The sequence below is a fragment of the Vibrio sabulosilitoris genome, assembly GCF_055391395.1.
The window spans coordinates 229590-244017 of the sequence record NZ_AP029599.1 but is presented as its reverse complement, the minus strand read 5'-3'; the positions used below and the strand labels follow the sequence as shown (position 1 = coordinate 244017).

The 14428-nt window shown below is 49.4% G+C and carries 4 tRNA genes and 7 rRNA genes; all 11 read left to right on the top strand.

Annotated features, from left to right (window positions below):
- The first annotated feature begins 28 nt into the window (after window positions 1-28).
- The 11 genes from ACZ5R2_RS01265 (at window position 29) to ACZ5R2_RS01215 (ending at window position 14348) form a co-directional block, all read left to right on the top strand.
- Window positions 29-2914, top strand: a 23S ribosomal RNA gene (locus tag ACZ5R2_RS01265).
- 124 nt (window positions 2915-3038) lie between these two features.
- Window positions 3039-3154, top strand: a 5S ribosomal RNA gene (gene rrf / locus ACZ5R2_RS01260).
- Between the two features lie 387 nt (window positions 3155-3541).
- Window positions 3542-5109, top strand: a 16S ribosomal RNA gene (locus ACZ5R2_RS01255).
- Between the two features lie 89 nt (window positions 5110-5198).
- A tRNA-Glu gene (locus ACZ5R2_RS01250) sits at window positions 5199-5274 on the top strand.
- A gap of 18 nt (window positions 5275-5292) precedes the next feature.
- Window positions 5293-5368 (top strand) — tRNA-Lys (locus ACZ5R2_RS01245).
- A 32-nt stretch (window positions 5369-5400) separates the two neighbouring features.
- Window positions 5401-5476: transfer RNA gene (locus ACZ5R2_RS01240), tRNA-Val, on the top strand.
- A 358-nt stretch (window positions 5477-5834) separates the two neighbouring features.
- Window positions 5835-8721, top strand: a 23S ribosomal RNA gene (locus ACZ5R2_RS01235).
- Between the two features lie 124 nt (window positions 8722-8845).
- Window positions 8846-8961 (top strand): 5S ribosomal RNA (rrf, locus tag ACZ5R2_RS01230).
- 387 nt (window positions 8962-9348) lie between these two features.
- Window positions 9349-10916, top strand: a 16S ribosomal RNA gene (locus ACZ5R2_RS01225).
- A gap of 119 nt (window positions 10917-11035) precedes the next feature.
- A tRNA-Ala gene (locus ACZ5R2_RS01220) sits at window positions 11036-11111 on the top strand.
- 350 nt (window positions 11112-11461) lie between these two features.
- Window positions 11462-14348: ribosomal RNA gene (locus tag ACZ5R2_RS01215) — 23S ribosomal RNA — on the top strand.
- Together the 16S, 23S and 5S rRNA genes with 4 tRNA genes alongside form the textbook arrangement of a ribosomal RNA operon.
- Window positions 14349-14428: the final 80 nt, after the last annotated feature.

Below are 14428 nucleotides of genomic sequence, written 5' to 3'. Positions count from 1 at the left end.
ACAACTCCGAAACTCTTTGGGGTTGTATGGTTAAGTGACTAAGCGTACACGGTGGATGCCTTGGCAGTCAGAGGCGATGAAAGACGTAGTAACTTGCGATAAGCCCAGATTAGGTAGTAACAACCTGTGAGTCTGGGATTTCTGAATGGGGAAACCCACTCTCATAAGAGAGTATCACTAACTGAATACATAGGTTAGTGAGGCGAACCGGGGGAACTGAAACATCTAAGTACCCCGAGGAAAAGAAATCAACCGAGATTCCGAAAGTAGCGGCGAGCGAAATTGGATTAGCCCTTAAGCTTTTAATGATACAGGTGAACAAGCTGGAAAGCTTGGCGATACAGGGTGATAGCCCCGTAACCGACATATCATAATCAGTGAAATCGAGTAGGGCGGGACACGTGATATCCTGTCTGAATATGGGGGGACCATCCTCCAAGGCTAAATACTACTGACTGACCGATAGTGAACCAGTACCGTGAGGGAAAGGCGAAAAGAACCCCTGTGAGGGGAGTGAAATAGAACCTGAAACCGTGTACGTACAAGCAGTAGGAGCACCTCAAAGTGTGACTGCGTACCTTTTGTATAATGGGTCAGCGACTTATATTCAGTAGCGAGGTTAACCATCTAGGGGAGCCGTAGAGAAATCGAGTCTTAACTGGGCGTCGAGTTGCTGGATATAGACCCGAAACCAGGTGATCTAGCCATGGGCAGGTTGAAGGTTGAGTAACATCAACTGGAGGACCGAACCGACTAATGTTGAAAAATTAGCGGATGACTTGTGGCTAGGGGTGAAAGGCCAATCAAACCTGGAGATAGCTGGTTCTCCCCGAAAGCTATTTAGGTAGCGCCTCGGACGAATACTACTGGGGGTAGAGCACTGTTAAGGCTAGGGGGTCATCCCGACTTACCAACCCTTTGCAAACTCCGAATACCAGTAAGTACTATCCGGGAGACACACGGCGGGTGCTAACGTCCGTCGTGGAGAGGGAAACAACCCAGACCGCCAGCTAAGGTCCCAAAGTATAGCTAAGTGGGAAACGATGTGGGAAGGCTTAGACAGCTAGGATGTTGGCTTAGAAGCAGCCATCATTTAAAGAAAGCGTAATAGCTCACTAGTCGAGTCGGCCTGCGCGGAAGATGTAACGGGGCTAAGCTATACACCGAAGCTGCGGCAATGACTTAGGTCATTGGGTAGGGGAGCGTTCTGTAAGCCGTTGAAGGTGAGCTGTAAGGCTTGCTGGAGGTATCAGAAGTGCGAATGCTGACATGAGTAACGATAAAGGGGGTGAAAAACCTCCTCGCCGGAAGACCAAGGGTTCCTGTCCAACGTTAATCGGGGCAGGGTAAGTCGACCCCTAAGGCGAGGCCGAAAGGCGTAGTCGATGGGAAACGGGTTAATATTCCCGTACTTCTTACAATTGCGATGGGGGGACGGAGAAGGCTAGGTGGGCCTGGCGACGGTTGTCCAGGTTCAAGTGCGTAGGCTTAAGAGTTAGGTAAATCCGGCTCTTTTTAAGGCTGAGACACGACGTCGAGCATCTACGGATGTGAAGTCATTGATGCCATGCTTCCAGGAAAAGCCTCTAAGCTTCAGATTGTAAGGAATCGTACCCCAAACCGACACAGGTGGTCGGGTAGAGAATACCAAGGCGCTTGAGAGAACTCGGGTGAAGGAACTAGGCAAAATGGTACCGTAACTTCGGGAGAAGGTACGCTCCTCGCGGTGAAGTCCCTTGCGGATGGAGCTATGGGGAGTCGCAGATACCAGGTGGCTGCAACTGTTTATTAAAAACACAGCACTGTGCAAAATCGTAAGATGACGTATACGGTGTGACGCCTGCCCGGTGCCGGAAGGTTAATTGATGGGGTTAGACTTAGGTCGAAGCTCTTGATCGAAGCCCCGGTAAACGGCGGCCGTAACTATAACGGTCCTAAGGTAGCGAAATTCCTTGTCGGGTAAGTTCCGACCTGCACGAATGGCGTAATGATGGCCACGCTGTCTCCACCCGAGACTCAGTGAAATTGAAATCGCTGTGAAGATGCAGTGTACCCGCGGCTAGACGGAAAGACCCCGTGAACCTTTACTACAGCTTGGCACTGAACATTGAGCCTACATGTGTAGGATAGGTGGGAGGCTTTGAAGCAAGTACGCCAGTATTTGTGGAGCCATCCTTGAAATACCACCCTTGTATGTTTGATGTTCTAACTTAGACCCCTTATCGGGGTTGAGGACAGTGCCTGGTGGGTAGTTTGACTGGGGCGGTCTCCTCCCAAAGAGTAACGGAGGAGCACGAAGGTGGGCTAATCACGGTTGGACATCGTGAGGTTAGTGCAATGGCATAAGCCCGCTTGACTGCGAGAATGACAATTCGAGCAGGTGCGAAAGCAGGTCATAGTGATCCGGTGGTTCTGTATGGAAGGGCCATCGCTCAACGGATAAAAGGTACTCCGGGGATAACAGGCTGATACCGCCCAAGAGTTCATATCGACGGCGGTGTTTGGCACCTCGATGTCGGCTCATCACATCCTGGGGCTGAAGTCGGTCCCAAGGGTATGGCTGTTCGCCATTTAAAGTGGTACGCGAGCTGGGTTTAGAACGTCGTGAGACAGTTCGGTCCCTATCTGCCGTGGGCGTTGGAAGATTGAAGGGGGCTGCTCCTAGTACGAGAGGACCGGAGTGGACGAACCTCTGGTGTTCGGGTTGTGATGCCAATCGCATTGCCCGGTAGCTAAGTTCGGAATCGATAACCGCTGAAAGCATCTAAGCGGGAAGCGAGCCCTGAGATGAGTCTTCCCTGATACTTTAAGTATCCTTAAGGGTTGTTCGAGACTAGAACGTTGATAGGCAGGGTGTGTAAGCGTTGTGAGGCGTTGAGCTAACCTGTACTAATTGCCCGTGAGGCTTAACCATACAACACCCAAAGGGTTTTGATGGACTCAAAGCAAGAACTTTGAATGTGTTAGAGAATAGAAGCGAGAAACGAGAGTCGAGAGACGAGTTTTTAAGCTTACAGCTTTCCGAATTTAAAAATTTGCTTGGCGACCATAGCATTGTGGACCCACCTGATTCCATGCCGAACTCAGAAGTGAAACACAATAGCGCCGATGGTAGTGTGGGGCTTCCCCATGTGAGAGTAGGACATCGCCAGGCTTGATTTTGACCAGTTTCTGTATAGAAACTAGTCACCATAGAATTTTAAGAAATATCTTAGAGTTTTATGTTGACTTACAGAGTCAATAGCGTATTATACGCATCCGCTTCGGGGTTAAGGCCTTGAAAGCACTTCTCTTTTTAGAGAAAGCTCTTTAACAATATAAACCTATCAATCTGTGTGGGCACTCGTTGATGATAATCCAATTAGATACTTCGGTATCAAATTTGATTTCAATGAACTGAGTGACCAATACAAATAACTTCGGTTATTTGGCACAGTCAATTCATTATCGTTCTGTTGGAACGATAATAGCTTTAAAATTACTTCTTACTTTCGAGTGGGAATGAGTTTTGAAGTCAGTATTCGTTGAGTCACAAAATCTTAAATTGAAGAGTTTGATCATGGCTCAGATTGAACGCTGGCGGCAGGCCTAACACATGCAAGTCGAGCGGCAGCGACAGATACAATCCTTCGGGTGCGTTTCTGGGCGGCGAGCGGCGGACGGGTGAGTAATGCCTGGGAATATGCCTTGATGTGGGGGATAACTATTGGAAACGATAGCTAATACCGCATAATGCCCTTGTTTATAATGAACAGGAGCCAAAGAGGGGGACCTTTTAGGCCTCTCGCGTCAAGATTAGCCCAGGTGGGATTAGCTAGTTGGTGAGGTAATGGCTCACCAAGGCAACGATCCCTAGCTGGTCTGAGAGGATGATCAGCCACACTGGAACTGAGACACGGTCCAGACTCCTACGGGAGGCAGCAGTGGGGAATATTGCACAATGGGCGCAAGCCTGATGCAGCCATGCCGCGTGTGTGAAGAAGGCCTTCGGGTTGTAAAGCACTTTCAGCAGTGAGGAAGGTATCGTAGTTAATAGCTGCGGTATTTGACGTTAGCTGCAGAAGAAGCACCGGCTAACTCCGTGCCAGCAGCCGCGGTAATACGGAGGGTGCGAGCGTTAATCGGAATTACTGGGCGTAAAGCGCATGCAGGTGGATGATTAAGTCAGATGTGAAAGCCCGGGGCTCAACCTCGGAACAGCATTTGAAACTGGTCATCTAGAGTACTGTAGAGGGGGGTAGAATTTCAGGTGTAGCGGTGAAATGCGTAGAGATCTGAAGGAATACCGGTGGCGAAGGCGGCCCCCTGGACAGATACTGACACTCAGATGCGAAAGCGTGGGGAGCAAACAGGATTAGATACCCTGGTAGTCCACGCCGTAAACGATGTCTACTTGGAGGTTGTGGCCTTGAGCCGTGGCTTTCGGAGCTAACGCGTTAAGTAGACCGCCTGGGGAGTACGGTCGCAAGATTAAAACTCAAATGAATTGACGGGGGCCCGCACAAGCGGTGGAGCATGTGGTTTAATTCGATGCAACGCGAAGAACCTTACCTACTCTTGACATCCATAGAACTTAGCAGAGATGCTTTGGTGCCTTCGGGAACTATGAGACAGGTGCTGCATGGCTGTCGTCAGCTCGTGTTGTGAAATGTTGGGTTAAGTCCCGCAACGAGCGCAACCCTTATCCTTGTTTGCCAGCACTTCGGGTGGGAACTCCAGGGAGACTGCCGGTGATAAACCGGAGGAAGGTGGGGACGACGTCAAGTCATCATGGCCCTTACGAGTAGGGCTACACACGTGCTACAATGGCGCATACAGAGGGCAGCCAACTCGCGAGAGTGAGCGAATCCCAAAAAGTGCGTCGTAGTCCGGATTGGAGTCTGCAACTCGACTCCATGAAGTCGGAATCGCTAGTAATCGTAGATCAGAATGCTACGGTGAATACGTTCCCGGGCCTTGTACACACCGCCCGTCACACCATGGGAGTGGGCTGCAAAAGAAGTGGGTAGTTTAACCTTCGGGAGGACGCTCACCACTTTGTGGTTCATGACTGGGGTGAAGTCGTAACAAGGTAGCCCTAGGGGAACCTGGGGCTGGATCACCTCCTTATACGATGATTATTGCGATGAGTGTTCACACAGATTGATGGTTTATAAAGTTTTAGAGTATTGAATATCCCCCAAGATATTCGCACCAGTGTCCCGTTCGTCTAGAGGCCTAGGACACCGCCCTTTCACGGCGGTAACAGGGGTTCGACTCCCCTACGGGATACCATTTCTTTTGAAATGAAATGGGTCGTTAGCTCAGTTGGTAGAGCAGTTGACTTTTAATCAATTGGTCGCAGGTTCGAATCCTGCACGACCCACCATTCTTTCTCCGCGAAGGAATCAAAACTATCGTGGGCGATTAGCTCAGTTGGGAGAGCACCTGCCTTACAAGCAGGGGGTCACTGGTTCGAGCCCGGTATCGCCCACCATTCTCTAAGTATTTTTGGATTCGGATTCCCAAACCACTTCGGTAACTTGTATGTGGTTGGATTCTTCGACTCTGAAAGTCTTTAGAAAATGTCTTCTTTAAGTAGAAACATAGCTCTTTAACAATTTGGAAAGCTGACGAATAACATTTTGATTTAAATGTTATTCAATAAAAGTTCTCAAATCCTAATATTCTTTGAAACATAAGAGATTAGGTACCAACACACATTCAAGTGTTCTTGGAAGTAGCGAAAGCTACTTAATATTTGAGTCCGGCAAAATCGAGTCTGCATCATGTATAAAAATTGCAGACAACTTTGGTTGTTTAAACGACAACTCCGAAACTCTTTGGGGTTGTATGGTTAAGTGACTAAGCGTACACGGTGGATGCCTTGGCAGTCAGAGGCGATGAAAGACGTAGTAACTTGCGATAAGCCCAGATTAGGTAGTAACAACCTGTGAGTCTGGGATTTCTGAATGGGGAAACCCACTCTCATAAGAGAGTATCACTAACTGAATACATAGGTTAGTGAGGCGAACCGGGGGAACTGAAACATCTAAGTACCCCGAGGAAAAGAAATCAACCGAGATTCCGAAAGTAGCGGCGAGCGAAATTGGACTAGCCCTTAAGCTTTTAATGATACAGGTGAAGCCTCTGGAAAGTGGCGCGATACAGGGTGATAGCCCCGTAACCGACATATCATAATCAGTGAAATCGAGTAGGGCGGGACACGTGATATCCTGTCTGAATATGGGGGGACCATCCTCCAAGGCTAAATACTACTGACTGACCGATAGTGAACCAGTACCGTGAGGGAAAGGCGAAAAGAACCCCTGTGAGGGGAGTGAAATAGAACCTGAAACCGTGTACGTACAAGCAGTAGGAGCACCTCAAAGTGTGACTGCGTACCTTTTGTATAATGGGTCAGCGACTTATATTCAGTAGCGAGGTTAACCATCTAGGGGAGCCGTAGAGAAATCGAGTCTTAACTGGGCGTCGAGTTGCTGGATATAGACCCGAAACCAGGTGATCTAGCCATGGGCAGGTTGAAGGTTGAGTAACATCAACTGGAGGACCGAACCGACTAATGTTGAAAAATTAGCGGATGACTTGTGGCTAGGGGTGAAAGGCCAATCAAACCTGGAGATAGCTGGTTCTCCCCGAAATCTATTTAGGTAGAGCCTCGGACGAATACTACTGGGGGTAGAGCACTGTTAAGGCTAGGGGGTCATCCCGACTTACCAACCCTTTGCAAACTCCGAATACCAGTAAGTACTATCCGGGAGACACACGGCGGGTGCTAACGTCCGTCGTGGAGAGGGAAACAACCCAGACCGCCAGCTAAGGTCCCAAAGTATAGCTAAGTGGGAAACGATGTGGGAAGGCTTAGACAGCTAGGATGTTGGCTTAGAAGCAGCCATCATTTAAAGAAAGCGTAATAGCTCACTAGTCGAGTCGGCCTGCGCGGAAGATGTAACGGGGCTAAGCTATACACCGAAGCTGCGGCAATAACTTTTAGTTATTGGGTAGGGGAGCGTTCTGTAAGCCGTTGAAGGTGAGCTGTAAGGCTTGCTGGAGGTATCAGAAGTGCGAATGCTGACATGAGTAACGATAAAGGGGGTGAAAAACCTCCTCGCCGGAAGACCAAGGGTTCCTGTCCAACGTTAATCGGGGCAGGGTAAGTCGACCCCTAAGGCGAGGCCGAAAGGCGTAGTCGATGGGAAACGGGTTAATATTCCCGTACTTCTTACAATTGCGATGGGGGGACGGAGAAGGCTAGGTGGGCCTGGCGACGGTTGTCCAGGTTCAAGTGCGTAGGCTTAAGAGTTAGGTAAATCCGGCTCTTTTTAAGGCTGAGACACGACGTCGAGCATCTACGGATGTGAAGTCATTGATGCCATGCTTCCAGGAAAAGCCTCTAAGCTTCAGATTGTAAGGAATCGTACCCCAAACCGACACAGGTGGTCGGGTAGAGAATACCAAGGCGCTTGAGAGAACTCGGGTGAAGGAACTAGGCAAAATGGTACCGTAACTTCGGGAGAAGGTACGCTCCTCGCGGTGAAGTCCCTTGCGGATGGAGCTATGGGGAGTCGCAGATACCAGGTGGCTGCAACTGTTTATTAAAAACACAGCACTGTGCAAAATCGTAAGATGACGTATACGGTGTGACGCCTGCCCGGTGCCGGAAGGTTAATTGATGGGGTTAGACTTAGGTCGAAGCTCTTGATCGAAGCCCCGGTAAACGGCGGCCGTAACTATAACGGTCCTAAGGTAGCGAAATTCCTTGTCGGGTAAGTTCCGACCTGCACGAATGGCGTAATGATGGCCACGCTGTCTCCACCCGAGACTCAGTGAAATTGAAATCGCTGTGAAGATGCAGTGTACCCGCGGCTAGACGGAAAGACCCCGTGAACCTTTACTACAGCTTGGCACTGAACATTGAGCCTACATGTGTAGGATAGGTGGGAGGCTTTGAAGCAAGTACGCCAGTATTTGTGGAGCCATCCTTGAAATACCACCCTTGTATGTTTGATGTTCTAACTTAGACCCCTTATCGGGGTTGAGGACAGTGCCTGGTGGGTAGTTTGACTGGGGCGGTCTCCTCCCAAAGAGTAACGGAGGAGCACGAAGGTGGGCTAATCACGGTTGGACATCGTGAGGTTAGTGCAATGGCATAAGCCCGCTTGACTGCGAGAATGACAATTCGAGCAGGTGCGAAAGCAGGTCATAGTGATCCGGTGGTTCTGTATGGAAGGGCCATCGCTCAACGGATAAAAGGTACTCCGGGGATAACAGGCTGATACCGCCCAAGAGTTCATATCGACGGCGGTGTTTGGCACCTCGATGTCGGCTCATCACATCCTGGGGCTGAAGTCGGTCCCAAGGGTATGGCTGTTCGCCATTTAAAGTGGTACGCGAGCTGGGTTTAGAACGTCGTGAGACAGTTCGGTCCCTATCTGCCGTGGGCGTTGGAAGATTGAAGGGGGCTGCTCCTAGTACGAGAGGACCGGAGTGGACGAACCTCTGGTGTTCGGGTTGTGATGCCAATCGCATTGCCCGGTAGCTAAGTTCGGAATCGATAACCGCTGAAAGCATCTAAGCGGGAAGCGAGCCCTGAGATGAGTCTTCCCTGATACTTTAAGTATCCTTAAGGGTTGTTCGAGACTAGAACGTTGATAGGCAGGGTGTGTAAGCGTTGTGAGGCGTTGAGCTAACCTGTACTAATTGCCCGTGAGGCTTAACCATACAACACCCAAAGGGTTTTGATGGACTCAAAGCAAGAACTTTGAATGTGTTAGAGAATAGAAGCGAGAAACGAGAGTCGAGAGACGAGTTTTTAAGCTTACAGCTTTCCGAATTTAAAAATTTGCTTGGCGACCATAGCATTGTGGACCCACCTGATTCCATGCCGAACTCAGAAGTGAAACACAATAGCGCCGATGGTAGTGTGGGGCTTCCCCATGTGAGAGTAGGACATCGCCAGGCTTGATTTTGACCAGTTTCTGTATAGAAACTAGTCACCATAGAATTTTAAGAAATATCTTAGAGTTTTATGTTGACTTACAGAGTCAATAGCGTATTATACGCATCCGCTTCGGGGTTAAGGCCTTGAAAGCACTTCTCTTTTTAGAGAAAGCTCTTTAACAATATAAACCTATCAATCTGTGTGGGCACTCGTTGATGATAATCCAATTAGATACTTCGGTATCAAATTTGATTTCAATGAACTGAGTGACCAATACAAATAACTTCGGTTATTTGGCACAGTCAATTCATTATCGTTCTGTTGGAACGATAATAGCTTTAAAATTACTTCTTACTTTCGAGTGGGAATGAGTTTTGAAGTCAGTATTCGTTGAGTCACAAAATCTTAAATTGAAGAGTTTGATCATGGCTCAGATTGAACGCTGGCGGCAGGCCTAACACATGCAAGTCGAGCGGCAGCGACAGATACAATCCTTCGGGTGCGTTTCTGGGCGGCGAGCGGCGGACGGGTGAGTAATGCCTGGGAATATGCCTTGATGTGGGGGATAACTATTGGAAACGATAGCTAATACCGCATAATGCCCTTGTTTATAATGAACAGGAGCCAAAGAGGGGGACCTTTTAGGCCTCTCGCGTCAAGATTAGCCCAGGTGGGATTAGCTAGTTGGTGAGGTAATGGCTCACCAAGGCAACGATCCCTAGCTGGTCTGAGAGGATGATCAGCCACACTGGAACTGAGACACGGTCCAGACTCCTACGGGAGGCAGCAGTGGGGAATATTGCACAATGGGCGCAAGCCTGATGCAGCCATGCCGCGTGTGTGAAGAAGGCCTTCGGGTTGTAAAGCACTTTCAGTCGTGAGGAAGGTAGTGTAGTTAATAGCTGCATTATTTGACGTTAGCGACAGAAGAAGCACCGGCTAACTCCGTGCCAGCAGCCGCGGTAATACGGAGGGTGCGAGCGTTAATCGGAATTACTGGGCGTAAAGCGCATGCAGGTGGATGATTAAGTCAGATGTGAAAGCCCGGGGCTCAACCTCGGAACAGCATTTGAAACTGGTCATCTAGAGTACTGTAGAGGGGGGTAGAATTTCAGGTGTAGCGGTGAAATGCGTAGAGATCTGAAGGAATACCGGTGGCGAAGGCGGCCCCCTGGACAGATACTGACACTCAGATGCGAAAGCGTGGGGAGCAAACAGGATTAGATACCCTGGTAGTCCACGCCGTAAACGATGTCTACTTGGAGGTTGTGGCCTTGAGCCGTGGCTTTCGGAGCTAACGCGTTAAGTAGACCGCCTGGGGAGTACGGTCGCAAGATTAAAACTCAAATGAATTGACGGGGGCCCGCACAAGCGGTGGAGCATGTGGTTTAATTCGATGCAACGCGAAGAACCTTACCTACTCTTGACATCCTCAGAAGAGACTGGAGACAGTCTTGTGCCTTCGGGAACTGAGAGACAGGTGCTGCATGGCTGTCGTCAGCTCGTGTTGTGAAATGTTGGGTTAAGTCCCGCAACGAGCGCAACCCTTATCCTTGTTTGCCAGCACTTCGGGTGGGAACTCCAGGGAGACTGCCGGTGATAAACCGGAGGAAGGTGGGGACGACGTCAAGTCATCATGGCCCTTACGAGTAGGGCTACACACGTGCTACAATGGCGCATACAGAGGGCAGCCAACTTGCGAGAGTGAGCGAATCCCAAAAAGTGCGTCGTAGTCCGGATTGGAGTCTGCAACTCGACTCCATGAAGTCGGAATCGCTAGTAATCGTAGATCAGAATGCTACGGTGAATACGTTCCCGGGCCTTGTACACACCGCCCGTCACACCATGGGAGTGGGCTGCAAAAGAAGTGGGTAGTTTAACCTTCGGGAGGACGCTCACCACTTTGTGGTTCATGACTGGGGTGAAGTCGTAACAAGGTAGCCCTAGGGGAACCTGGGGCTGGATCACCTCCTTATACGAAACGGATAGTTTGCTTTCACTTTTTAAAGTGAAGACAAATAAGTCGCGATGAGTGTTCACACAGATTGGTACGGTTTTAGTTAGAGCAAGAAAAGGAATTTGCTACAACCAGATGGGGCTATAGCTCAGCTGGGAGAGCGCCTCGCTGGCAGCGAGGAGGTCTGCGGTTCGATCCCGCATAGCTCCACCATCTTTAAGTACATTTCCTTTATTTAGTGTTCTTAAAAATGGTTTGTTTCTTTAAGTAGAAAGCAAATTATGCTCTTTAAAAATTTGGAAAGCTGACGAATAACAACGATCCCCTTATCTTTTAGATAAGCGTTGTTATTCAAATAAAAGTTCTCAAACCCTAAGTCTTACTCTTTTGTTAGAGAAAGGATTTAGGTACCAACACACATTCAAGTGTTCTTGGAAGTAGCGAAAGCTACTTAATATTTGAGTCCGGCAAAATCGAGTCTGCATCATGTATAAAAATTGCAGACAACTTTGGTTGTTTAACAGCAATCTCATGGTTTCATCTGAAACTCTTTGGGGTTGTATGGTTAAGTGACTAAGCGTACACGGTGGATGCCTTGGCAGTCAGAGGCGATGAAAGACGTAGTAACTTGCGATAAGCCCAGATTAGGTAGTAACAACCTGTGAGTCTGGGATTTCTGAATGGGGAAACCCACTCTCATAAGAGAGTATCACTAACTGAATACATAGGTTAGTGAGGCGAACCGGGGGAACTGAAACATCTAAGTACCCCGAGGAAAAGAAATCAACCGAGATTCCGAAAGTAGCGGCGAGCGAAATTGGATTAGCCCTTAAGCTTTTAATGATACAGGTGAAGGTTCTGGAAAGTTCCGCGATACAGGGTGATAGCCCCGTAACCGACATATCATAATCAGTGAAATCGAGTAGGGCGGGACACGTGATATCCTGTCTGAATATGGGGGGACCATCCTCCAAGGCTAAATACTACTGACTGACCGATAGTGAACCAGTACCGTGAGGGAAAGGCGAAAAGAACCCCTGTGAGGGGAGTGAAATAGAACCTGAAACCGTGTACGTACAAGCAGTAGGAGCACCTCAAAGTGTGACTGCGTACCTTTTGTATAATGGGTCAGCGACTTATATTCAGTAGCGAGGTTAACCATCTAGGGGAGCCGTAGAGAAATCGAGTCTTAACTGGGCGTCGAGTTGCTGGATATAGACCCGAAACCAGGTGATCTAGCCATGGGCAGGTTGAAGGTTGAGTAACATCAACTGGAGGACCGAACCGACTAATGTTGAAAAATTAGCGGATGACTTGTGGCTAGGGGTGAAAGGCCAATCAAACCTGGAGATAGCTGGTTCTCCCCGAAATCTATTTAGGTAGAGCCTCGGACGAATACTACTGGGGGTAGAGCACTGTTAAGGCTAGGGGGTCATCCCGACTTACCAACCCTTTGCAAACTCCGAATACCAGTAAGTACTATCCGGGAGACACACGGCGGGTGCTAACGTCCGTCGTGGAGAGGGAAACAACCCAGACCGCCAGCTAAGGTCCCAAAGTATAGCTAAGTGGGAAACGATGTGGGAAGGCTTAGACAGCTAGGATGTTGGCTTAGAAGCAGCCATCATTTAAAGAAAGCGTAATAGCTCACTAGTCGAGTCGGCCTGCGCGGAAGATGTAACGGGGCTAAGCTATACACCGAAGCTGCGGCAATAACTTTTAGTTATTGGGTAGGGGAGCGTTCTGTAAGCCGTTGAAGGTGAGCTGTAAGGCTTGCTGGAGGTATCAGAAGTGCGAATGCTGACATGAGTAACGATAAAGGGGGTGAAAAACCTCCTCGCCGGAAGACCAAGGGTTCCTGTCCAACGTTAATCGGGGCAGGGTAAGTCGACCCCTAAGGCGAGGCCGAAAGGCGTAGTCGATGGGAAACGGGTTAATATTCCCGTACTTCTTACAATTGCGATGGGGGGACGGAGAAGGCTAGGTGGGCCTGGCGATGGTTGTCCAGGTTCAAGTGCGTAGGCTTAAGAGTTAGGTAAATCCGGCTCTTTTTAAGGCTGAGACACGACGTCGAGCTACTACGGTAGTGAAGTCATTGATGCCATGCTTCCAGGAAAAGCCTCTAAGCTTCAGATTGTAAGGAATCGTACCCCAAACCGACACAGGTGGTCGGGTAGAGAATACCAAGGCGCTTGAGAGAACTCGGGTGAAGGAACTAGGCAAAATGGTACCGTAACTTCGGGAGAAGGTACGCTCCTCGCGGTGAAGTCCCTTGCGGATGGAGCTATGGGGAGTCGCAGATACCAGGTGGCTGCAACTGTTTATTAAAAACACAGCACTGTGCAAAATCGTAAGATGACGTATACGGTGTGACGCCTGCCCGGTGCCGGAAGGTTAATTGATGGGGTTAGACTTAGGTCGAAGCTCTTGATCGAAGCCCCGGTAAACGGCGGCCGTAACTATAACGGTCCTAAGGTAGCGAAATTCCTTGTCGGGTAAGTTCCGACCTGCACGAATGGCGTAATGATGGCCACGCTGTCTCCACCCGAGACTCAGTGAAATTGAAATCGCTGTGAAGATGCAGTGTACCCGCGGCTAGACGGAAAGACCCCGTGAACCTTTACTACAGCTTGGCACTGAACATTGAGCCTACATGTGTAGGATAGGTGGGAGGCTTTGAAACTAGTACGCCAGTATTAGTGGAGCCATCCTTGAAATACCACCCTTGTATGTTTGATGTTCTAACTTAGACCCCTAATCGGGGTTGAGGACAGTGCCTGGTGGGTAGTTTGACTGGGGCGGTCTCCTCCCAAAGAGTAACGGAGGAGCACGAAGGTGGGCTAATCACGGTTGGACATCGTGAGGTTAGTGCAATGGCATAAGCCCGCTTGACTGCGAGAATGACAATTCGAGCAGGTGCGAAAGCAGGTCATAGTGATCCGGTGGTTCTGTATGGAAGGGCCATCGCTCAACGGATAAAAGGTACTCCGGGGATAACAGGCTGATACCGCCCAAGAGTTCATATCGACGGCGGTGTTTGGCACCTCGATGTCGGCTCATCACATCCTGGGGCTGAAGTCGGTCCCAAGGGTATGGCTGTTCGCCATTTAAAGTGGTACGCGAGCTGGGTTTAGAACGTCGTGAGACAGTTCGGTCCCTATCTGCCGTGGGCGTTGGAAGATTGAAGGGGGCTGCTCCTAGTACGAGAGGACCGGAGTGGACGAACCTCTGGTGTTCGGGTTGTGTCGCCAGACGCATTGCCCGGTAGCTAAGTTCGGAATCGATAACCGCTGAAAGCATCTAAGCGGGAAGCGAGCCCTGAGATGAGTCTTCCCTGATACTTTAAGTATCCTTAAGGGTTGTTCGAGACTAGAACGTTGATAGGCAGGGTGTGTAAGCGTTGTGAGGCGTTGAGCTAACCTGTACTAATTGCCCGTGAGGCTTAACCATACAACACCCAAAGGGTTTTGATGGACTCAAGACAAGAACATGAATGTGTAGAGAGCACAAACAGCTTTCCGAATATTTTG